The 22,215-nt window shown below is 65.3% G+C and carries 20 protein-coding genes and 1 tRNA gene; 8 read left to right on the top strand and 13 right to left on the bottom strand.

Translation table 11 applies throughout. From position 1 onward, the window contains the following. The first annotated feature begins 3 nt into the window (after window positions 1-3). Window positions 4-79: transfer RNA gene (locus GFS60_RS10955), tRNA-Arg, on the top strand. Window positions 80-295: 216 nt separating this feature from the next. Continuing rightward, window positions 296-1,456, top strand: coding sequence for a N(5)-(carboxyethyl)ornithine synthase (locus GFS60_RS10950; protein ID WP_159921186.1), 1,161 nt, complete (start codon window positions 296-298; stop codon window positions 1,454-1,456). Between the two features lie 86 nt (window positions 1,457-1,542). Here the strand turns inward: GFS60_RS10950 and GFS60_RS10945 are convergent, their stop codons facing one another. The 5 genes from GFS60_RS10945 to GFS60_RS10925 are packed head-to-tail and all read right to left on the bottom strand — an operon-like array spanning window position 1,543 to window position 7,366. Beyond that, window positions 1,543-3,201, bottom strand: coding sequence for an AMP-binding protein (locus GFS60_RS10945; protein ID WP_159921184.1), 1,659 nt, complete (start codon window positions 3,199-3,201; stop codon window positions 1,543-1,545). A gap of 58 nt (window positions 3,202-3,259) precedes the next feature. Next, the gene (locus GFS60_RS10940) at window positions 3,260-4,048 is read right to left on the bottom strand and encodes an SDR family oxidoreductase (protein WP_201453548.1); all 789 of its coding nucleotides are present in this window, start codon (window positions 4,046-4,048) and stop codon (window positions 3,260-3,262) included. A gap of 11 nt (window positions 4,049-4,059) precedes the next feature. Further along, on the bottom strand, window positions 4,060-5,043 hold the full coding sequence (locus GFS60_RS10935) for an NADPH:quinone oxidoreductase family protein (protein WP_159921180.1): 984 nt from the start codon (window positions 5,041-5,043) through the stop codon (window positions 4,060-4,062). A 35-nt stretch (window positions 5,044-5,078) separates the two neighbouring features. Then, complete coding sequence (locus GFS60_RS10930) at window positions 5,079-6,179, bottom strand: acyl-CoA dehydrogenase family protein (RefSeq protein WP_159921178.1); 1,101 nt, start codon at window positions 6,177-6,179, stop codon at window positions 5,079-5,081. Beyond that, complete coding sequence (locus GFS60_RS10925) at window positions 6,176-7,366, bottom strand: acyl-CoA dehydrogenase family protein (RefSeq protein ID WP_159921176.1); 1,191 nt, start codon at window positions 7,364-7,366, stop codon at window positions 6,176-6,178. The genes GFS60_RS10930 and GFS60_RS10925 overlap by 4 nt, the downstream gene beginning before the upstream one ends. A 180-nt stretch (window positions 7,367-7,546) precedes the next feature. On the opposite strand from GFS60_RS10925, the gene GFS60_RS10920 reads away from it, so the two are divergent. From GFS60_RS10920 to GFS60_RS10910, 3 genes are all read left to right on the top strand, one after another. After that, window positions 7,547-8,026, top strand: a complete 480-nt coding sequence (locus tag GFS60_RS10920) for a MaoC family dehydratase (RefSeq protein WP_159921174.1) — start codon at window positions 7,547-7,549, stop codon at window positions 8,024-8,026. An 88-nt stretch (window positions 8,027-8,114) separates the two neighbouring features. Beyond that, a complete protein-coding gene (locus GFS60_RS10915) occupies window positions 8,115-9,644 on the top strand; it encodes a class I adenylate-forming enzyme family protein (protein ID WP_159921172.1) in 1,530 nt (509 codons plus the stop codon). Beyond that, window positions 9,641-10,654, top strand: a complete 1,014-nt coding sequence (locus tag GFS60_RS10910; protein ID WP_159921170.1) for an NADP-dependent oxidoreductase — start codon at window positions 9,641-9,643, stop codon at window positions 10,652-10,654. Before GFS60_RS10915 ends, GFS60_RS10910 begins: the two co-directional genes overlap by 4 nt. Before the next feature lie 69 nt (window positions 10,655-10,723). Here the strand turns inward: GFS60_RS10910 and GFS60_RS10905 are convergent, their stop codons facing one another. After that, window positions 10,724-12,100: an MFS transporter gene (locus GFS60_RS10905; RefSeq protein WP_159921168.1), complete on the bottom strand. Its 1,377-nt coding sequence runs from the start codon at window positions 12,098-12,100 to the stop codon at window positions 10,724-10,726. Between the two features lie 193 nt (window positions 12,101-12,293). On the opposite strand from GFS60_RS10905, the gene GFS60_RS10900 reads away from it, so the two are divergent. Continuing rightward, the gene (locus GFS60_RS10900; protein WP_159921166.1) at window positions 12,294-12,920 is read left to right on the top strand and encodes a TetR/AcrR family transcriptional regulator; all 627 of its coding nucleotides are present in this window, start codon (window positions 12,294-12,296) and stop codon (window positions 12,918-12,920) included. Here GFS60_RS10900 and GFS60_RS10895 read toward each other — a convergent pair. From GFS60_RS10895 to GFS60_RS10865, 7 genes are all read right to left on the bottom strand, one after another. Further along, on the bottom strand, window positions 12,914-13,561 hold the full coding sequence (locus tag GFS60_RS10895) for a TetR/AcrR family transcriptional regulator (RefSeq protein WP_159927068.1): 648 nt from the start codon (window positions 13,559-13,561) through the stop codon (window positions 12,914-12,916). The two genes, GFS60_RS10900 and GFS60_RS10895, sit on opposite strands and share 7 nt — an antisense overlap. Window positions 13,562-13,666: 105 nt before the next feature. Continuing rightward, window positions 13,667-14,659 (bottom strand): phosphotriesterase family protein, encoded by a 993-nt coding sequence (locus tag GFS60_RS10890; RefSeq protein WP_159921164.1) that lies wholly within the window; start codon window positions 14,657-14,659, stop codon window positions 13,667-13,669. Window positions 14,660-14,817: 158 nt separating this feature from the next. Beyond that, the gene (locus GFS60_RS10885; RefSeq protein ID WP_159921162.1) at window positions 14,818-15,216 is read right to left on the bottom strand and encodes a nuclear transport factor 2 family protein; all 399 of its coding nucleotides are present in this window, start codon (window positions 15,214-15,216) and stop codon (window positions 14,818-14,820) included. Next, window positions 15,203-16,342 carry a 3'(2'),5'-bisphosphate nucleotidase CysQ gene (locus tag GFS60_RS10880; RefSeq protein ID WP_159921160.1) on the bottom strand — a complete coding sequence of 380 codons (1,140 nt, stop codon included), beginning with the start codon at window positions 16,340-16,342 and terminating at the stop codon, window positions 15,203-15,205. The genes GFS60_RS10885 and GFS60_RS10880 overlap by 14 nt, the downstream gene beginning before the upstream one ends. Continuing rightward, on the bottom strand, window positions 16,332-18,182 hold the full coding sequence (gene cysC / locus GFS60_RS10875) for an adenylyl-sulfate kinase (RefSeq protein ID WP_159921158.1): 1,851 nt from the start codon (window positions 18,180-18,182) through the stop codon (window positions 16,332-16,334). Before cysC ends, GFS60_RS10880 begins: the two co-directional genes overlap by 11 nt. After that, complete coding sequence (gene cysD / locus GFS60_RS10870) at window positions 18,182-19,108, bottom strand: sulfate adenylyltransferase subunit CysD (RefSeq protein ID WP_159921156.1); 927 nt, start codon at window positions 19,106-19,108, stop codon at window positions 18,182-18,184. The genes cysC and cysD overlap by 1 nt, the downstream gene beginning before the upstream one ends. A gap of 102 nt (window positions 19,109-19,210) precedes the next feature. Then, window positions 19,211-20,137, bottom strand: coding sequence for a helix-turn-helix domain-containing protein (locus GFS60_RS10865; protein ID WP_201453606.1), 927 nt, complete (start codon window positions 20,135-20,137; stop codon window positions 19,211-19,213). A gap of 100 nt (window positions 20,138-20,237) precedes the next feature. Here GFS60_RS10865 and GFS60_RS10860 point away from each other — a divergent pair, with 100 nt between their 5' ends. After that, entirely contained in the window at window positions 20,238-21,410 is a 1,173-nt protein-coding gene (locus tag GFS60_RS10860) for a DUF1214 domain-containing protein (protein ID WP_159921152.1), read from the top strand. Next, window positions 21,407-22,207: an SDR family oxidoreductase gene (locus GFS60_RS10855; protein ID WP_159921150.1), complete on the top strand. Its 801-nt coding sequence runs from the start codon at window positions 21,407-21,409 to the stop codon at window positions 22,205-22,207. Before GFS60_RS10860 ends, GFS60_RS10855 begins: the two co-directional genes overlap by 4 nt. The last annotated feature ends 8 nt before the right edge of the window (window positions 22,208-22,215 follow it).

Raw genomic sequence — 22,215 nt, 5'->3', positions numbered from 1 at the left:
TGCGCCCCCGTAGCTCAGGGGATAGAGCGTTCGCCTCCGGAGCGAAAGGTCGCAGGTTCGAATCCTGCCGGGGGCACCACGAGAACACTGCGCCGCATCTCGCGGTGCACATTTCTTCCTGGTGCTACCAGTCCTCCCCCGGGTGATCTCCCCGGGCATTCTGCGAGAGCTGCAGCGTCGGCCCCGGCCGCGTACATCGATTCGAACGCTGAGCTCCCTCGCACCTTCGCTGTGGGTTTTGCGGCTTCACCTTTCCGCCATCCTTTCTCCATTTGCGTCAACCGAGGGACACTCCGTGCACCAGCCCCACCCACATCCGCTCACCCTCGGCGTGATCGCGCGCTCGAGCAAGGCCGACGAACGCCGACTTCCGATTCACCCCCTGCACTTCGACCGCATCGACGCCGACCTGCTGGGCCGTATCCACCTCGAGCATGGTTACGGCGAGCCGTTCGGCGTGTCCGACGAGCAACTGGCCCGCTCGGTCGCGGGAATGCGCACACGGAGCGAGCTGATCGCGCAATCCGACGTCGTACTGCTCCCAAAGCCGCTCGCGAAGGATCTCGAGGATCTGCGCGACGGCCAGGTCCTCTGGGGGTGGCCGCACTGCGTGCAGGACACCGAGCTCACCCAGGTGGCCATCGACCGTCGCCTCACCCTCGTCGCCTTCGAAGCCATGAATCACTGGAGTGCCGAAGGGTCGTTCCAGCTGCATGTCTTCCACAAGAACAACGAGCTCGCCGGCTACTCCTCCGTATTGCACGCCCTGTCGATCGCCGGGTCGACGGGTGATTACGGCCGTCGACTCCGCGCGGTCGTGCTCGGTTTCGGGGCCACCGCCCGCGGGGCCGTCACCGCGCTGAATGCTCTGGGAATCCACGACGTTCATGTCGTCACGCAGCGTGGCGTGACCGCCGTCAGCTCGCCCATCCACTCGGCGGAGATCGTCCAGTTCGATCACGACGACGCCGACCCACGTCGAAGCCACGTCACGACGGACGACGGCCGGCTGCCGCTGGCGGGATTCCTGGCCCGTCACGACATCATCGTCAACTGTGTTCTGCAGGACACCGAGGCGCCGCTGACCTTCCTCGTCGACGAGGACATCGACACCCTCCTGCCCGGTTGCCTCGTCGTCGACGTGTCCTGCGACGAAGGCATGGGCTTTGCCTGGGCGCGTCCGACCTCCTTCGCGGACCCGACGTTCATGATCGGCGAGAACGTCCGCTACTACGGTGTCGACCACAGCCCGTCACATCTGTGGAACTCCGCCACCTGGGAGATCAGTGAGGCGCTGCTCCCCCATCTGCGCACCGTTCTCGGCGGACCCGCGGCCTGGGACACCAGCGAGACGATCCGGCGGGCGATCGAAATCCGCGACGGAGTGGTGCAGAACCCCAAGGTCCTGTCGTTCCAGGACCGTGCGGCCGACTACCCGCACGCGGTCCTTACCTGAGCGCCGCGGACGAACGGGACGCTCGTTCGATCTGACACAACGAGCGTCCCGTTCGCGCGCAACAGCGCAGGGCGGGTCGGCACAGGTCAGGCAGGCGCGCGGCGACGCATCTCGCGACGGAGGATCTTCCCGCTCGCCGTCTTCGGCAGTTCGTCGACGATTTCCACCCGCCGCGGGGCCTTGTAGGTGGCCAGCCGCTCCCGGCAGTACTCGACGAGGTCGGCCGTCTCCACCGTCGTACCCGGCCGCAGGCTGACGAAGGCGGCGACGGTTTCACCGCGATAGCTGTCCGGTTCACCCACGACTGCGGCTTCGCGCACCGCCGGATGCTGGTAGAGAACGTCCTCGACCTCCCGCGGCCACACCTTGAACCCGGACGCGTTGATCATGTCCTTCTTGCGGTCCACCACGTACACCCAGCCCTCGGCGTCCATGAAGCCGACATCACCGGTGAGGAGACGGCCACCCGGCAGTGACTGCGCCGTGGCGTCCGGCTTGTTCCAATAGGCGGGTACCACCATCGGTCCGTCGACGGCAATTTCGCCGACCTCGAGTGGCTCCAGGTCTTTTCCGTCCTCGCCGATGATCCGGACCACTGCGGAGGGCAGGGGCAGGCCGATCGCCAGCGTTCCCGATGCCGGATCGACTGGTGCTTCCAGGTTGGGCGGGACGACGACGCAGGGTGCGCTCGTTTCGGTGAGCCCGTAACCGTTGCGAATGTATTTGCCGGTGAGCTCGCGGAAGCGCTCGACGATGGCGGGAGGCAGTGGGGCGCCGCCGGACATGACGGCCTCGAGGGAGGCGAAGCGTTCCCCGGAGAAGTCGGGGTGCGCCATCAACGCCATGTAGGCGGTGGATGGACCCACCATGAAGATCGGCCGCTCACGTTCGAGGGCGTCGAGGACGACCCCGGGTTCGAAGCGGTACACCAGGATCAGCGGCGACGCCAGGTCGATCGCGGTGAGGAGCTGGCACACCATTCCCGTGATGTGGAAGAGCGGTGCCAGGGCGAAGATCGGCGCGCCGGCCGGTTTGTCCTCGTACAGTCGCAGAATTGCGCTGTTCACCGTCAGGTTGCGGTGGGTGTTGGTGGCACCCTTGGGTACGCCGCTGGTTCCGGACGTGTAGGACACCAGGGCAATGTCTTCGGGTGTCAGTCCGGGATCAGGCACCGTCGCTCCGGCCCGCACCCGTGCCACCTCGAGGAGGTCGGGCACGTTCTCGCTGCGGGCACGGGTTACCGTCCGGAACAAGCGCTCGTCGTTCGAAGTCTGGATGTCGAGTTCGCTCGAGGTGAGCGCGATTCGCACGCCCGCTTCCGACGCGCGTGAACCCACCCGGTCTGCCCACGAGCTCTCGCTGCACACGATCGCGGTGACCCCCGCGTCGGTGAGGATGTGTGCGAGCTCGTCCCGGTACATCGGGTTGAGAGGAACGACGACACCGCCGGCCTTCCACGTTCCGATCAACGCGAGAACGAACTGCGGAATGTTCTGCAGGTAGATCGCGAGCCGGTCGCCCCGCTGAAACCCGTTCTCGAGCAGGTACGCGGCGATACCGTCGGTGAGTTGGTCGACTTCCCGGTAGCCGAGCGTGCCGCCGAGGTAACGCACCGCCGGGCCGTCTCGGGCGGTGACGACCGCCGACTCGAACATGTCGAGCGCGGTACGGGCCGGGATATCTCCCACGCGTCGAACCCTCTCCCCGTACCGGTCCATCCAGGGCCTGTCGTCGTACCAGCTCATCGCCGCCGTACCGCCTCTCGATCTCGTCCGAATTCGTGATTGTGTATGCCCGCCGGCGTCAACGTGTGCCCGACAGTCCCCCGTCGACGGGGATGACGGTGCCCGTCAGGTATGCGCCCGCCCGCGAGGACAGGAATATCGCGGTGCCCGCGATGTCCTCGGCACAGCCGACCCGGCCGAGTGGAACGGCGCTCTCGACGAGTTCCCGGCGCGCCGTATCGCCGAGGAGGTGGGCAATCATCTTCGTCGGAAATGGTCCGGGCGCAATCGCATTGACGGTGATGTTCTCGACGGCCAGGGTGGCCGCGAGCTTCCGCGTGAGCATGTGCACGGCAGCTTTACTCGCTCCGTACGAAAAGTTGTCGCTGCTCGACACGACCAGGCCGTCGATCGAACCGATGTTGACGATCCGGGCGGGTTGATCCCCGGTGGCCGCGGCCCGCAGTCTGGGCAGTAGTTTCTGCGTCAGCGAGAACACACTCTTGACGTTGATGTCGAAGATCTTGTCGAACGCGGCCTCGGGAAACTCGTCGACCGGTGCGCCCCACGTCGCGCCGGCATTGTTGACCAGAACGTCGAGTCGCGGGGCTACCTCCTCGACGTGGGCGGCGAGGCTGTCGATGCCGTCCGGAGTGGACAGATCGGCGGGATGGGCGTGGCAGGACCCCGGCCCGAGCGCGGACAGCTCGGACGCCGTCTCGGCGCAGTCGTCGGCTTTACGGGACGACACGAGGACCTGCGCTCCCGCCCGGACGAATCCTTCGGCGATCATCCGACCGATACCGCGCGAACCTCCGGTGACGACTACAGTCTTTCCGGCGACATCGAACAGCGAATGAGCATCCACGAGCATTCCTTTCACGGTTGGAAGACGAGCCGACCGACGGTGCTGCCCTCACCGAGCCGGCCGAGTCCGTCGGCGACGTCGGCGAGCGAGAGCCGCTCACTGATGAGGGGCCGGATCGCGCCGGACGCGGCGAGCCGGGTCAGCTCCTCGTGGCAATCGGCGATGGCCTGCTGGTTGTACTGCTTGTACAGGCCCCAGTGCAGTCCGATGATCGAGTAATTCTTGATCAGCGCATGGTTGAGTCCCGGAGTCGGGATGGTGCCGCCCGCGAAGCCGATGATCAGGATGCGTCCCTCGAAAGCGATGCACTTGGTGGACTTGGCGTAGGCATCTCCACCGACTGGGTCGTAGACGACGTCGGCTCCGCGTCCACCGGTGAACTCCTTGACGAGTGGGACGAAATCCTCGGTGCGGCGATCGATCACCAGGTCGGCCCCGAGCCGGCGACAATACTCCGCCTTGTCGGCCCCTCCGACCACACCGATGACCTTCGCCCCGGCCGCCTTCCCCAATTGCACTGCGGCACTACCCACTCCGCCGGCCGCGGCGTGCACGAGCAGAGTCTCCCCCGCCTCGAGATGCGTCCGACGATGGAGGGCGAACCAGCTCGTCTGGTATCCGATACTCAGCGCCGCCGCTTCGGCGTCGTCGAGGGCGGCCGGTGCGGTGAAGGTGTTCGCCTCGTCGAGAACCGCGAGCTGAGCGAACCCGCCGCCGGGCAGGTTCGGATTACCGATCACCCGGTCGCCCTGCGTGAACCGCGTGACACCGTCTCCGACGGCAACCACCTCGCCGCACAGTTCGACACCCGGGGTGAAGGGCAGCGGCGGCGTGATCTGGTACTCCCCTCGGCACAGGAGCACATCGGGGAAGTTCGCCGGTGCGGCGAGCACCCTGACCAGCACCTGGCCGGGACCTGCCACCGGGTCCGGGACCTCCTCGAGTTGCAGCGCGGTACGCGGCTCGCCGAGTTCGTGGACACGCCATGCCTTCATCGTCTTCTTCCTGACTGTCGGTGGGGTGAAACGGTTTACGCGGGCAGATCGATCAATTCGGCGAGACGCGCTCGGTGACGGTAGGCCGTGCCGAAGGCGAGCTGATCGCTTTTCGCCCTCTTCAGATAGAGGTGCGCGGGGTATTCCCAGGTCATGCCGAGTCCACCGTGTAGTTGGACGCACTCTTCGGCGGCATGAACGGCGACACCACTGCAATACGCCTGCGCGAGCGCCGCCGCGATCTCGGCGTCCGCGTCGCCGCGAGCAGCGGTGTCAGCCGCGTAACGAGCAGCCGCAGCGGCGGAGGTGATCTCCAGCCACAGGTCGGCAAGACGATGCTTCAGCGCCTGGTACGAGCCGACGGCACGCCCGAACTGCTTGCGCTCCTTGACGTAGGCGAGCGTGGCGTCGAAGCACCACTGTGCCACTCCGAGTTGTTCGGAGGCGAGGAGCGCAGCACCGCAGAGGAGAGCGCCACGGATGGCCTCTACTGCCGCACCGTCGTCGACCCGAGTCGACGACGCAGCGGTGAAGTCGACATCGGCCAGGGGACGCGTCATGTCCAGCGCGAGAATCGGGGTCACGGTGACGCCGGCGCTGTCCGTGCGCACAGTGTGAAGCTCGAGCCCGTCGGGCCCCTGCACCGGAACGACCAGAAGTTCGGCTTCCGCGGCGCCCGCAACACTGGTGACGCGGCCGGTCAACCCGTCGGCGCCCAGTCGGACGGTCGCGCTGAAGCGGTCGGGCGGCGTGGCCAGGCCGATCGTGAGGGCACCGGTGGTGGAGCCTTCGGCGAGATCCCGGACGATGGTCGTGTCTCCCGCCTTCACCAGCGCGACCGTCGCGAGTACAGCGCTCGAGAGATACGGGACGGGCGCCACGGCACGTCCGATCTCTTCCATGACCACGGCGGCTTCCCTTGCGCCCGCCCCTGCCCCGCCGATCGATTCGGGGACGAGGAGACCGGACAGTCCGAGTTCGACGGCGAGCGACTTCCAGACGGCGGAGAAGTCACCGGGCGACGAGTCGTAGGCACTCATGACGAGCTCGTGCGGGCAACGGTCGGCGAGCAGCCGCCGGACACTGTCGCGGAGGGCGTCTTCGGTGTCGGTGTACAGCAGATCTGCGGTGCTCATCGGGGCAGGTCCTTCCAAGCGATGTCCTTGTCGACGCGATGCTCGGGGGGCAGCCCGAGAACACGTTCCGCGATAACGTTCCGCAGGATTTCCGACGTGCCGCCCTCGATCGAATTACCTTTCGCGCGCAGGTAGCGGTATCCGGGTTCACGTCCGGTGAAGTCCACCTTGTCGGGCCTGCGCATGGTCCAGTCGTCGTAGCGCAAACCCGCTTCGCCGTGCAGCTCGATGTCGAAACCGGAGATGGTCTGTGCGAGCCGGGCGAAGGCGAGCTTCAGTCCGGACCCCTCGGGGCCGGGTTGCCCGGCCGCGAGTTGCTGCCGTAGCCGTTCACCGGTCAACCGGGCGACTTCGGCTTCGACCCACAACCGGAGAAGTTCGTCGTGCATTGCCGGGTCCCGCAGTTCGGGACGTTCACGCCATGCCGCGGCCACGGGGCCGATCATGCCGCTTTCGCGCGCTGCGGCCGACCCGCCGATCGCAACGCGTTCGTTGTTGAGGGTCGCGGTTGCCACCCGCCAGCCTTGCCCCTCGTCCCCGAGCCGATCGGCGTCAGGAATTCGCACGTCGGTGAGGAACACCTCGTTGAACTCGGCCTCGCCGGTGATCTGGCGCAGGGGGCGAACGTCGACGCCGGGATCGCTCATGTCACAGAGAAAGTAGGTAAGACCCGCATGTTTAGGCACGGCAGGATCGGTGCGGGCCACGAGGATAGCCCGCTGCGCATTCTGCGCGCCCGACGTCCACACCTTCTGGCCGTTGACGATCCAGTTGTCGCCGTCACGGACCGCACGCGTCGCCACGGCAGCGAGGTCGGAACCCGCCCCCGGCTCACTGAACAACTGGCACCAGATGTGCTCGCTGGTAAAAATCGGACGCAGATATTTTCGCTGCTGTTCGTCGGTCCCGAAGGCCGCGATGGTGGGCGCGGCCATCCCCAGGCCGATGCCGTTGCGGCCCTTTGCCGGTGCCGGCGCGCCCGCCGCTTCCAGCTGCGCGTCGACCTGGGCCTGGAAGCTCTGCGGCAGACCGAGCCCGCCACGTCCGGGCGCGAAGTGAACCCACGCGAGGCCGGCGTCGAACCGCGCGCCGAGGAACTGCGTCGGATTCGAGGTGTCGTTCTGCTCGAGCAGCGCCGTGACCCGTTCGGTCAGTTCTCGCGCGATCGTCTGTTCGTCAGTAGTCATAGCTGGCGACCTTCTGTGCAACCTTCACGAGGCTTCGTCTCCTTCGCCGTACATTGTGACTCGCGTCTCTCTTTTGTATAGTTGAATCCGTCGTCAAGTTCAAGTGGCGGTGCAGCGAAACCGCAGTGCAGTTCGCCTCAGACATGACCGACACCCACCATCCGCGATCGAGGGAGACCGATGACCGACACGACTCAACTGCCCATCCGCCCGGCGAGCTACGACGAGCTCACCGCTTTGATCGGGAAAGAATTGGGCCCCACCGAGTGGCATGAGGTCACACAGGAACGGGTCAACGCGTTCGCCGACGCCACCGGTGACCATCAATGGATTCACGTCGACCCCGAACGCGCCGCATCGAGTCCGCTCGGCGGAACTATCGCGCACGGTCTCTACAGCCTGTCCCTCGGACCTGCCCTCTCCGCGACCCTGCTGCGATTCGACGGTTTCGCGCACAGCCTCAACTACGGATACAACAAAGTCCGGTTTCCCGCCCCCGTTCCCGTCGGTTCGCGGATCCGGATGCGGGCGACCGTGACGGCCGCCGAACAGGTCGGCGGCGGCATCCAGGTGACGATGACTCAGGTGGTCGAACGGGAAGGCTCCGACAAGCCGGTGGTCGTGTCGGAGTCGGTAGCCCGGGTCGTCGAAGCCGGTTAGGCCTCGGTCTGTACGTGCCGCCAATCCTACGGCGGCACGTACTCGCGCGTGTTCCCTTGATCGAAGCTCGACTCGGAGGCTGACGTACATGGCAAACGTGATCGACCCCGTGTGCTTCCACGCGGACACTACCCCCGACAACATTGCTCTGCGGGGTGCAGACAGCACCCTGACCTATCGACAGCTGCAGATCGCGAGCACGACCTACGCGGGCGCGCTTCGCGAATGGGGTATCTCGCCCGGCGACCGCGTGCTCCTCGCCGCCCCGTCCGTGCCCGAGTTCGTCGTGGCTTACCTGGCGATTCAGGCGGCCGGGGCCGTGGTGGTCCCGGTGAACACGATGTCCACTCGGCCGGAAACCGAGTACGTTTTGAGCGACGCCGGTGTGTCGCTGGCGATCCTCTGGTACGAACTGGGGCCCGCGATGAGCCAGGCGGCAGCAGCGCTCGACGTGCCGGTCTGGACGTTGTCCCCGGAAATAGTTGTCTCGGACGGGCTCCAGAAGCCCATCGTCGACCGGGACGGCGAGGACACCGCCGCCATTCTCTATACGTCCGGAACGACCGGACGGCCCAAGGGTGCGGAACTGACCGTCGGAAACCTGCTGTCGGGCGGGCAGATCGGCGCCGAATGCAGTCGCGGCTCGAGCGAGGACCGCACAGGGACGGGGCTCCCGCTCTTCCACGTCTTCGGACAGGCCTCGGTCATGATGGCGACATTCACCGGTGGCGGCTCCTTGTCGTTGCTGGCGCGGTTCGACCCGTCCGCGATGCTGGCGATGCTGCGCCGCGACCGCCTGACCATCATGGCCGGTGTCCCGACGATGTGGAATGCGATGCTCCACGCGGCCGGCGACGCCGACCCGGAGGATTTCGCTCAGCTTCGGATCGCTATCTCCGGCGGCGCCTCGCTGCCCGGAGAGGTGGCCCGCGCATTCGAAACGCGCTTCGGGTGCACCATCCTCGAGGGGTACGGGCTCACCGAGACGACCGCATTCGGCACGTTCAACGACATCGATCGCGGTGGCAAGATCGGCTACACGGGACGCGCTGTTCCCCGTATGGAGGTCGAGGTCCGGGACCACGACGGGAACCAGTGCACTCCCGGCACCGTCGGTGAAGTCTTCGTGAAGGGTCCCACGGTGATGAAGGGGTACTGGCGCAGGCCCGTCGACACCGCAGACGTGTTGTCACCGGACGGCTGGTTCCGCACGGGCGACCTCGGCTGTGTCGACTCGGACGGAGACCTCCGCATCGTCGACCGGGTCAAGGACCTCATCATTCGCGGCGGCTACAACGTGTATCCCAGTGAGATCGAGGAGGTGCTGTACACGCACCCCGACGTCGTCGAGGCCGCGGTCGTGGGTGTTCCCGACGACCACTACGGAGAAGAGGTGGCCGCGGTAGTCGCCCTCCTGCCTGGATCAGAACTGGACGGCGCCGAGCTCACGCGGTGGACTCGGGAGCGGCTGTCCGCGTACAAAATTCCCCGCATCATCTCGATCGTCGACGCCCTTCCCAAGGGCTCGACCGGAAAAATCCTCAAGCGGTCGATCGACAAGGCCGCGCTGAGAACTGACCCATTGACCGTTGAGGTACCTCGAAAGGTGACACCGTGACATCCGTCAACAGACAGGTTCGACTGGCGAAACGCCCGATCGGCCGGCCCGACGACTCCACCTGGGAGATCGTCTCCGAACCGATTCCCACACCATCGGACGGTGGGTTCACCGTGCAGGTCGACTATGCCTCGCTCGATCCCGCCATGCGTGGCTGGCTCGACGACGTGAAGTCGTACGTGCCGCCCGTTCAGATCGGTGAGGTGATGCGCGCGCATGCCGTGGGCCGCGTCGTGGCGTCGAAGAATCCGGTGTTCCCGGAAGGGGCAGTCGTTTCCGGACAGTTCGGAATTCAGGAGTTCGCGGTGTCCGACGGCCGGGGTGCTCTTGTCGTGGACGAGACACTCGCACCCGCGCCCACCTGGCTGGGTGCACTCGGATTCCCTGGCATGACCGCCTATTTCGGCCTCACCGATGTTGGCAAGCTCGAGAAGGGCGACGTCGTGCTCATCTCGGGAGCGGCGGGAGCGGTAGGAAGCATCGCCGGCCAGATCGCCAAACTGAACGGCGCAACGGTGATCGGCATTGCCGGTGGCCGCGAGAAGTGCGCGTGGCTCACCGATGAGCTCGGTTTCGATGCCGCGATCGACTACAAGGCGGGGCCGGTGGGCCGCGCGCTGCGGGCGGCCGCACCCGACGGCATCGACATCTACTTCGACAATGTCGGCGGTGACATTCTCGACGCCGCACTGGGGCGTCTGCGCAAGAATGCGCGTGTCGCGTTGTGCGGTGCGATCTCCGGATACAACGCCACCGATCCGCAGCCCGGCCCGTCTCGGTACCTGTCGCTACTGGTGAACCGGGCGTCGATGACCGGATTCATCGTCTTCGATTATCTCGATCGGTTCCAGGAGGGCATGGAGGCGATGTCGGAGTGGATTCGCAACGGTGACATCGTGACCCGGGAGCAGGTGGAAACCGGCGGTGTCGAAGCTTTCGGCCGCACGCTGACCATGCTGTTCGACGGCGCGAACACGGGCAAGCTGGTACTGAAGATCAGCGACAACTGAACACCCCTGCCACGAAAGGAATGCCCACCGCCGTTCGGCGGTGGGCATTCTTTCGGCCTTGATGCCCTACTAGTAGAACTGAGCTCCGGGAACAGCGTTCGGGTCGTTACGGACTTCCGCCGGGTTGGTCTCGTGGAGCCGCCACGCACAGAGAAATGTGACCAGCCCCATCAAGGCGACGAATACGGCGACGAGCGTGGTGGTGCCGGTTTTGGCAATCAGCGCGGTCATGATGAAGGGAGTGCCACCGCTGACCGTGATCGCAGCCAGTTGGTAGGCCAGGGAGGCTGCCGAATAGCGCACGTTGGGTGCGAACAGCTCGCCCATGTAGGCCGCGATCGGACCGTAGGTCATGGACTGGAACACACTTCCGACGGTGACTGCAATGAAGAACAGCATCAGGTTTTTCGTGTTGATCAGCCAGAAGTACGGGAAGGCCCAGAGCACGATCATTCCGGCGCCGAACAGGATCATCGGCCGACGACCGATCTTGTCGGACACGTGCCCCGACCACAACACCACACCGACGGTGAGGCCTGCACTGAGCAGCGAGATCGCCAGCAGATCGTTGCGCTTCATGCCCAGTTCGGCAGTGCCGTAACTGAGGACGCCGGCGATCGAGATGTAGAACAACGAGTTGGTGGCCGCGAGAAGACCGCACCCCAGCAAGATTTTGCGCCAGTGGTCCTTGATCGCCTGGGTGAGCGGTGCCCGGACTACCGTTTCCTTACCCTTCTGTGCCTCTTCCTGCAGCTCGCGGAATTCCGGTGTGTCCTCGACCTTCGTCTGGATGTAGAGCACGACTGGGAACAGCAATGCACTGGCGAAGAAGGGGATACGCCAACCCCAGCTGAGGAACGCCTCGTTCGAGATGGCGGCGGTGGCGCCCAGGAACACGAGGTTGCCGAGCAGCACACCGAACGAGACACCCATCTGGCCAAAGGTGCCGGAGAACCCTCTGCGTTTGGGACTCGCCGATTCGGTCAGCAGAAGGACGATCCCACCCCACTGACCGCCGCACGCGATGCCCTGGATGAAGCGCAGCACCACCAGCAGAATCGGTGCAGCCACTCCGATCGTCGACGCACCCGGGAGGCATCCGATAAGGAAGGTGGCGAGGCCCATGAAGAGCAGGCAGGTCACCACCGCGGGTTTGCGCCCGTATTTGTCGCCGTAGTGGCCCGCGACCAGTCCGCCGAGAGGCCGGGCGACGAATCCCGCCCAGAAAGTGCTGAACGACAGCAGAGTGCCCATCAGCGCCGATGAGTCGGGAAAAAAGACTTGCGGAAAGACAAGAGCCGCAGCGGTTCCGTAGAGGAAGAAGTCGTACCACTCGATGGAACTGCCGACGAGACCTGCCGCCAGCAGCTTCCGGTGTGCCCGCTTCCGCTGGACGGCCGTGTCGCCGGTTGCGTCCTTACTCGGCTGCACCGCGGATGTAGTCATCCAATCACTCCTCGAGATAGGTCTGTGGGGGTGTGGCTAGAGATGAAGTTTTAGAACATGACGCCAACTTCAAGTCAGTGAGCGCTTGCTTAGTGTGTTTCACTTGTCGTGTGATGTCAATCACTCGAGGCGATACTTTCGACATATATGTGCGGTGGGCGCTCCCGGCCCGCCGCACCGGTGAGGACGACGCATGACAGATCTACGGGACGAAACCCCAGCTCCCGGTCAACCCATTCGCGATCTGTCGTCCTCCGAGGAACGCCTACTCACCGCAGCTACGATGCTGTTCTCGGACAGGGGCTTCGAGGCCACCACCACCCGGGACATCTCCGCAATGGCAGGACTGAGTCCCGCCGCGATGTACGTACACTTTCCCTCCAAGGAAGAACTGCTGTTCCGGCTCGTGTGCCGCGCCCATGAACGGGCACTGGCTCAGGTGCTCGATGCGGTTGCACCGTTCACCGACCCGATCGACCGGGTTCGCGCCTTGGTTCGGGACTTCAGCATGTTGCACGCCACGAACTTTCGGAAAGCCCGTATCGCGCAGTACGAGAGCCGGCACCTCCGCGCGGAACACCGTGAGGCCGTGGCTCAGACACGCCTACGGATCCGTGTCGCAGCAATGCGCGAGGTGCGCAGGGGAATCGACGAGGGCGTCTTCCTGATCCCGGATCCCCGAGTCGCGGTGCTCGCCATCATGTCGCTCGCCATCGACATCTGCCGTTGGTACGACCCCGACGGCGAATTCACCCCCGAAGAGCTGGGCGACATCAACGCCGACCTCGTCCTGCGAATTCTGCGCGCGCCCGGCTACTGACCTCGGACAGAATCCGGCACGCGCAGAGCATTCGTCCACATTCGCGCCAGGCCTGTCGCCAACTGATCGAACGAGAGAGATTTCCTTTCGCTCACCGGTCCGACGAAATAGCTGTACGCCGTCCTGCCGACCATGGCAGAGAGCGCTTTGGACGTGAGCATCGGATCCAGTGCCGCATCTGCGAGGCCGCGTTCCTGCAGGTCCGCGATCGCTCGGGCGTTGCGTCGGAAGAAGATGTCGTCGCGACGGCGTTCGAGTTCCCGGAATTCGGGGTCGACATGCGCCACCTGCTCCAGCACCGCCAGCAGTCGCGCGTTTCTGCGGCACGCGTGCAGATACGCGCGGATGCTCGCCTCGACGATCGCGTGTACATCGCCTTCGTCGGCCACTCGTCCCATGCCGGGGTGGAGCAGGTCATTTTGGGTCACCTCGACGACGGCGGCAAAAACCTGTTCCTTGTTGGTGAAATAGGTGTAGAAGGAGCCGGTCGAGAGCCCAGCCTCCTTGGTGATGTCGACGAGTCGGGCATCGAGATAGCCCTCTCGCTCGAACACAACGCGCGCGGCGGCAACCAGCCGATTCCGAGTACGGACTCCTCGTGCGGTTACGGGCGGCTCCCGGAGGAGGGTGGCGTTCGCCATCGAGGGCGGACCGTCGTCTCCTCGTTCGGGAAGAACTCCCCCACCATCCGACTTCTCCATACTAGAGTATTACTTGAATCCGGCCTCAGTTTCAAGTGAATCCGCTCAATACGCAGATGCGTTCTCGAAATATCGCCGCGGGACCTCCACCAGCATCTCGGAAATCATGTCCTCGGTGACACCACGCTCGCGGACGTACGGCAGCACGTCGTTCTCGATGTGCAGGTAGTGCCACTGCGGGAGCGCCGCCATCAGATTCGGATCGATCCAGTCGATGTAACAGGATGCGTCCTGGGACAACACCATCTGCCCGGCGAACCCGCGGCGGCACATCTCCACGAGCGTGTCCGCGCGCGCCTCGAAAGTCGTGTCCAGATTGATGCCGAACCGGTCCATTCCCAGGATGAACCCCTGCTCCGCCAGGCTCGTCAAATGCTCGACGTCCGTTGTGTCACCACTGTGCCCGAGGACGATCCGGTCGGGCCGCACCCCCTCCTCGTCGCACATGACCCGCTTGACGTGCACACCGGCGGCGCTGCCCGGATGGGTGTGTACGGTGATCGGCACCCCCGTACGCCGATGGGCTTTCGCGACCGCCCGCATCACGCGCTCGACGCCGGGCGTCAATCCGGGTTCATCGATAGCGCACTTGAGCAACCCTGCCCGGACCCCGGTGTCGGCGATTCCCACCTCGATGTCCTTGACGAACATGTCGACCATCGGATCGGGAACCTCGGCGCCCACCATGGCGTCGAGAGCCGGACCTCGATAATGGAAGAAGAACGGTACGTCGTCGTACGTGTACAACCCGGTTGCGGCAATGATGTTCAGGTCCGGGAGCTGTTCGGCCACCCGACGGATGCGCGGGATGTACCGACCGAGGCCGACGACAGTGGGGTCGACGATGGTCCGGACTCCCTGCTCGGTGAGCGCACGAAGCTTCGCCACCGCGTCCGCAACGCGCTCGTCCTCACTTCCCCACTCATCCGGATAGTTCTGCTGCACATCGGCAGTCAGCACGAACACGTGCTCGTGCATGTATGTACGACCGAGGTCCGCGCTGTCGACAGGCCCACGGACGGTGTTGATCTGGGTCATCGGCGCTCTCCTCCGGGTCGGGCGGTGTTCGGCTGGCTACCGGGCGAATCGACCCCCGGTACGGCCTCCCACCGCCCGCATGTGACGGCCGTCATAGTTCGGTTCGGTCACAGTAGAGCGCATGTGAATCTGACGTCAACTTGCGGCCTGCGCGGGAGTCAGCCTCCGGCCGTTGCCGCCTGGATCGGGGCCATGTCGAAGTAGTCCCGCCACGCGATGATCTTGCCGTCGGCGATCTCGAAGACGCCGACGACCGGCAGCTCCACCCGGGTGTCGTTGATGTCGAACACGTCGACCCGCTCGTTCATGATCACGCCGTTCCCGCCGGCGTCGTCAGCGCTGCCGACACTGCCGACCTGGCGCTGCACCCGGAACTCGATGCCGCCGAAAGCGGCGACAAAGCCTGCCACGAATTCGCGGATCTCCTCACGCCCACTGACCGGCTCCATCGGGATATTGTGGTAAACCGCGTCTTCCGAGAAGTACTCCGCGATCGCTGCGGGGTCCGGATCAGACCATTCGGCGCAGAATTGCGTGACCAGTTCATCGGGGCTCATCGGCATTCCCTTCGGTTACGTGCGGTTCGATGATGGCCATGACCGACTGGATCGCTCCCGCCGGAATGTGGAAATGCTCGGTGATGCGGACCGTCGTGACCTCGGTCGGCGCGGCGCCGAGGTCGAGCAGGAATCGCGCCACCACATTCTCCCCCCACTCGTGGAACGAGAGATCGCGCACTGCCTGGATGGCCTGGTATTGCGGACCGTTCTCGAGTTCGTCCCGGATGAACGCCCCCGAGTCGCCGGTGTGCTGACCGTTCTCCACACGCCAGGCCGACTCGGAGAGGCGGACCTTGGTCGCGTCGTGGCTCACGAGCGCGTCGATGTAGGCACGGGCCATCGCGACGCGTCCGCTGTCGGCGGAGTCGGTGGCGTGGTCCGCGATCGCAGCGAGGAGGACCTGCGCCAGCTCAGGCCGGCAGATCACCAGATCGGGGAGATAGGGATGAGACTGGTTGTACTGCAGTGGAGTCCCGTCAATGCGTGAGCAATGCAGGCCCGCGGCGGCGGCGACACCGACCGGGGCCGCCGAGTCCCATTCCCACTGTCCGCCCGCATGCACGTACGCGTCCACGTCACCCCGCAGCACGGCCATCGCCTTGGCCCCAGCCGATCCCATGGCCCGGACCTCGGCGCCGACCTGTGTCGCCACGGCGTCGATGAATGCCGGCGGTCTACTGGCACTCACCACGATGCGGGGCCGCGCCGGCAATTCCTCGGCATGGACTGCGCGGCTCGGGTCGTCACTCGCGTACACCGCCCCCAGGGCCGGTTGTGCGACCGCGGCGGCGGTGACACCCTGGCCACGCTCCCACAGCGCCACGTGCACCGCCCAGTCGGAGTGCCCGGGCAGGCCGTATTCCTTCGAGCCGTCGAGGGGATCGATGATCCAGACCCGATCGCTGTCGAGGCGAGACCGGTCGTCGGCCGACTCCTCGGAAAGGATGGAATCCCCGGGACGCTCGGCGGCCAGCTTTCCGGCGATGAAGGCGTCGGCGGCGACGTCACCGCGTCGGCCCAGCTCACGCCCGTCCGCGGATCCGAGTCCGGCAGCACGGATATCCAGCAACAGGGCACCGGCACCGGAGGCGATATCGGCCGCGAGCCGCGCGTCAGAGGTCACGCCTCAACAATTCCATAATCTTCGCTGCTTGTTCGGTCGGCGTGCCGTCCTCCGGCCGGAGTACGAGTTCCGCGCGCTCGGGTGCCTCGTACGGGTCGTCGACTCCGGTGAATCCCGCGATCTCCCCTGCCCGCGCTTTCGCATACATGCCCTTGGGATCACGGGCCTCGCATCGTTCGACCGGGGTGTCGACGAACACTTCGACGAAGTCGAGCCCGGCGGCCCGGTGCTCTTCGCGCACGCGCTCGCGATCCGCTCGGTAGGGGCTGATGAGGGAGGCGATCGCGACGACGCCCGCATCGGCAAGCAACTGCGCCACCGCACCTACCCGTCGGACATTCTCCGAGCGGTCCGCGGCACCGAACCCCAGATCGGAGTTCAGCCCGTGTCGCAGGTTGTCGCCGTCGAGCCGGTACGCGGGCACGCCGGAGGCGACCAGCCGCCGCTCGAGTTCGACCGCGACGGTGGACTTCCCCGAAGCGGAGAGCCCGGTGAGCCAGACGGTGCGACCACGGGTGGGCCGCTCCTCGCGCGACACTGCCGCCGCATGCCACACCACCTTCGCCGGGGAGAGGGTCGGCCCGGTGATCATTCCGGCACCGACGGTGTTGTTCGTGCTCTCGTCGACGAGAACGAAACTGCCCGTCACGTGGTTGCGGCGGTACGGGTCGAACATCAGCGGTTGGGAGATCTTCAGCTGCACTCGGCCGATCTCGTTGAGTGAGAGCGAGCGGGCCGTGTCGTCGCGGTGCAGGGTGTTGACGTCGAGCCGATAGTCGAGGCGGGCCACCGTGGCCCTGACGGCGCGGGTGGTGTGGAGCAGGGTGTACCGCGCGTCCGGATTCAGGGAAGCCTGGTCACTGAACCAGCACACCATGGCGTCGAGTTCGCTGCCGACGAGGGGACGATTGTTGGGTCGGCACAACATGTCTCCGCGGCCGACGTCCAACTGATCGACCAGCTGTACGCACACCGCGGACGGTGCGAAAGCCTCGTCGAGGGTCGTTCCGCCCGGCCCCCAGATGGCGCTGATCCTCGAGGTGAATCCCGACGGGAGCGCCACCACCTCGTCCCCCGGCTTGAATACTCCGCTGGCGATCGTGCCTGCATAGCCTCGGAAGTCGTGCCAGGTGGAATCGGTCTGCCGTTGCGGCCGCACCACATACTGCACCGGGAAGCGCGCGTCGATGAGATTGCGGTCGGAGGCGACGTGCACCTGCTCGAGATGGTGCAGCAGTGATGCGCCCTCGTACCAGGACATGTTGGCCGTCCGCTGCGCGATGTTGTCGCCACGCAACGCGGAGACGGGGATGAAGGTGAGGTCGTGCACCTCGAGTTTGATTGCGAACTGACGGAACTCTTCCTTGATCTCCTCGAACCGCTGCTCCGACCACCCCACCAGATCCATCTTGTTCACGCACAACACCAGGTGCGGGATCCCGAGAAGGCTCGCGATGAAGGCATGCCTACGGGTTTGCTCGAGCACCCCTTTTCTGGCGTCGACGAGAATCAAAGCCAGGTCGGCGGTCGAGGCACCGGTCACCATGTTCCGGGTGTACTGCTCGTGTCCCGGCGTGTCCGCGATGATGAATTTACGATGCGGGGTAGCGAAGTAGCGGTGCGCGACATCGATGGTGATGCCCTGCTCCCGTTCCGCGCGAAGGCCGTCGGTGAGCAGAGCGAGGTCGGCGTGCTCGTCGCCTCGTTCGCGGCTGGTGCGCTCCACCGACTCGAGTTGGTCCTCGAAAATCGCCTTGGAGTCATAGAGCAGACGGCCGATGAGAGTGGACTTGCCGTCGTCGACACTTCCCGCGGTCGCGACCCGAAGTAGCTGCGGCATCAGAAGTATCCTTCCTTCTTGCGATCCTCCATGCCGGCCTCGGAGATCCGGTCGTCCGCCCGGGTCGCCCCACGCTCGGTGACTCGGCTGGCCGCCACCTCCGTCACGACGGCCTCGGCCGTGGTGGCCGAGGATTCGACGCATCCCGTACAGGTGGCGTCGCCGACGGTCCGGAACCGCACGAGCGCCTCGTACGGTTCGTCGCCGGGCAGCAGTGTCAGGAAACGAGTACGCGCAAGGAGCATTCCGTCGCGGGGCACCACCTCGCGGCGGTGTGCGTAGTAGAGCGGGGGAAGGTCGATGCCTTCCTCGCTGATGTACTGCCAGATGTCGAGTTCGGTCCAGTTGGACAGCGGGAAGACCCTGATGTGCTCACCCTTGCGGTGCCGCCCGTTGTAGAGGCTCCACAGTTCCGGGCGCTGCGCCCGAGGCTCCCACTGTCCGAACTCGTCACGGAAGCTGAAGATCCGCTCCTTCGCGCGCGCCTTTTCCTCGTCCCTGCGGGCACCACCGAAGACGGCGTCGAAGCCGTTGTCCGTGATCGCGCGCAGCAGCGCCGCAGTTTGGAGCCGATTCCGGCTGGCCCGGGCTCCCGTCTCTTCGCTGACACGTCCGGCATCGATGTCGTCCTGCACACGTGCAACCACCAACCGCAGTCCGAGGCGCTCGACCGTGCGATCACGGAACTCGATCACATCGTCGAAATTGTGCCCGGTGTCCACGTGCATGACGGCGAAAGGAACAGGTGCGGGCCAGAATGCCTTCGCGGCGACGTGGAGCATCACCACAGAATCCTTGCCACCGGAGAAGAGCAGAACCGGACGCTCGAACGTCGCGGCCACTTCACGAAAGATGTGCACTGCCTCGGCCTCGAGCGCGCCGAGGTGCGACAGCTCGTAGACGGGCGGTGCCATGGATGAGGTCATGGGGCGACTCCTCGTCGCGAGTGCCGAACCGAGCGCGGTTCATATTTGGACCGGTCCGGTCGAAAAGGTCCCCTCGACAATAGAACGTGTTTCAGAAGTAGGTCAATGCCCGCCTCTGCGAGGCCGGCGTCCCCCCACCTCCTGGGTGATCGCGTCCGCGGCCGCCGCGAGGGCCTTGCCTCGACGAGCGATGTCGTCCGATGCGAGTTCCGCGCCCACATACAACGTGAGCACCATGGCTTGATGCCCCTCCGCGTCGTATGTCGGCGCGGCAATCAGGCTGACCGGATGCATCGCGCCGGGATCGGCATGTTCGGCATCGAGGTGCACGCGCTCACCCAGACTGGACACCATCTCGCCGAGAACGTCGCGTAGTTCCGCAGGCAGATCGTGGGCGGCCACGCCGGCCATCAAGGTGTGCAAACGCTGACCCACCGGAGTGAGCGTTTCGACGAGATACCCCGTCCGTGAGCATTCCTCGACCACCTTGCGCAGCCGCCCCCGATCGAGGCGAACCGGCAGGGTCGGTTCTCGCCGCAGCCACGACTGCAGCGCATCTTCACCGTCCCAGAGCACATACATCAGGCCGACGGGTGGTGCGAATGGGTACATCTCCCCCACCTTGGCAGCCGCTCGCACGCCGGGAGGGCTCGTCAGTTCCAGAACGGTGATCCGGTCGCCCACCACCGCCGACGCCGTACACGTCGTCTGATACTCGGCACTGAGAGCCGCGAGATGCCTGCGCGCGACCGGACCGGCGGCGAATCCCTGCTGCGCCGCACGCCCAGCCGCGATCAGTGCGGGGCCGAGGCCGTAGGACTTCGTAACCGGGTCGCGGACCAGATAGCCGCCGCGGACCAGCTCGGTGAGAATGCCGAGACACGTCGGCTTACTGATGTCGAGGGTCCGCGAGAGCTCGGAGAGGCCGAACCGGTGCTCCTTGCGGGACACCAGGAAGTCGAGCACCTGCACCACCCGTTCAGTCGGCGGGGACCGTCGCCCCTGGGCTCTGTCGACGCCGTCGTCCATGGCAGTCATTGACCACTCCTTAGAACACGTTCTATTGTCGGTCCATCACGTTCTACCACGCAGGTACATATATGTACCACCCCATCGTGAGGAGCACGGTGTGCTGACCGACCCATTCGCCGACGCCCTGGCCGAGGCCGAGAAACTGATCGAGACCGCCCCCCACATCCGGACCGAGCAGGATCTGCTCGAGGGCTACCGGTACCTCGCCGGCGGAATCCTCGCGACAACCCATGCCGCCTGGGCCACCGAACGATCCCACCCGACGTTCATCTCCGGCACGGGGCCATACATGAAGATGGGCCTCGACAACCCCGACACCCTGTACTTCGGCGCACGGATCAGTGACGACGTCGAATACGTCGTCACTGGCACGCGAGGCACCACAGCAGACCTGAGTTTCCAGATTCTCAGCGGAAACTACACCGCCGCAGATGTGCCCGGCAGTGTGACCGCTTTCGACGATCGTGAGATCGATATCGCCGCCGACGGCAGCTTCGAGCTCCGGTTCGGCCCGGGGGCAGGGCCGGATGCGAGCAGGCGCAACTATTTTCCGCTCGCGCCCGGGTCCTCCCAACTGGTGGTCCGCGAGGTCTACAGCGATTGGAGCCAGCGACGTGGAACGATCCGCATCGCGCGCGCCGACACGAGCGGTACCGCGCCGGATCCCCTCACCCGGGAGTCGGTGGAGAAGCGCTATGCGCAAGCAGGCAAGGCACTCGTGTCACGGGTCAAGACGTGGCTGCAGTTCCCCGAGTGGTTCTATCTCAACCTTCCGGTCAACACGATGACCGAACCCCGGCTCACACCGGGCGGATTGGCCACCCAGTACTCCTCCGTCGGTCACTACGACATCTCCGAGGACCAGGCCATCATCATCACCGTTCCGCGGTCCGACGCTCCGTACCAGGGATTTCAGCTCGGCAGTCTGTGGTACATCTCCCTCGACTACATCAACCACCAAACGTCGCTGAACGTCTCGCAGTCGCAGGTGGACCCCGATGGGATGATTCGTCTCGTCGTCAGCGAAGCCGATCCGGGGGTCACCAACTGGATCGAGACGACAGGTCATCTTCGCGGCTACCTCCAATTCCGTTGGCAGCGAGTGTCCCGGGAACTGACCGAGGCCGACGGGCCCCGTATCGAGATCGTCGGGATCGAGGAGATCCCCGGAAAGCTCCCGTATTACCGGTCCAACACCATCACACGCGAGGGCTATGCCGCGCGGATCGCTGCGCGGCAAGCGGCTGTCGCGGATCGGATGCTGGGATGAGCGCCGCCGTGAGCGACAGCAACCTGCTGCGCGACAAAGTAGTCGTCATTTCCGGTGTCGGACCCGCTTTGGGTCGCACGCTCGCGGTGCGGTGTGCGGAAGCAGGCGCCGACATGGTGCTCGCCGCTCGCACCGCCTCCCGGCTCGAGGAGGTGGCCAAGGAGATCATCACGCTCGGCCGCCGCGCGGTGACGGTTCCGACGGACATCACCGACCCCGCCTCGGCGGAGAATCTCGTCGCCGCGGCAGTCGATGCGTACGGCAAGGTCGACGTACTCGTGAACAACGCGTTCTCGGTCCCGTCGATGAAACCTCTGGCCCGCACCGACTTCGATTCGATTCGCAGTAGTTTCGAACTGACCGTCCTCGGCGCGCTCCGCCTGACTCAACTCTTCACCCCGGCTCTGGCCGAATCTTCGGGCGCGGTGGTGAACATCAACTCGATGGTTCTCCGCCACTCGCAGGAGCGTTACGGCAGTTACAAGATGGCGAAATCCGCCCTTCTGGCCATGTCGCAATCTCTCGCGACGGAGCTCGGGCCGCAGGGAATCCGGGTGAACTCCGTTGCACCGGGCTATATCTGGGGAGCCACGTTGCAACAGTACTTCGCACACCAGGCCGAGAAGTACGGGACGACGATGGAGCAGATCTACGAGCACACCGCCGCGGGCACCGATCTGAAGAGGTTGCCCGAGACCGACGAAGTGGCCGACGCCGTCATCTTTCTCGCATCGCCGATGGCACGGGCCATCACCGGTCAGTGCCTCGACGTCAACTGCGGCGAATTCCATCACTAGCGAGAGAG

Origin of the sequence: Rhodococcus sp. WAY2 (assembly GCF_009859915.1) — a bacterium.
Classification (GTDB): domain Bacteria; phylum Actinomycetota; class Actinomycetes; order Mycobacteriales; family Mycobacteriaceae; genus Rhodococcus_F; species Rhodococcus_F oxybenzonivorans.
The sequence above is the reverse complement of the archived record's forward strand: the minus strand, read 5'-3'. Positions and strand labels throughout refer to the sequence as shown.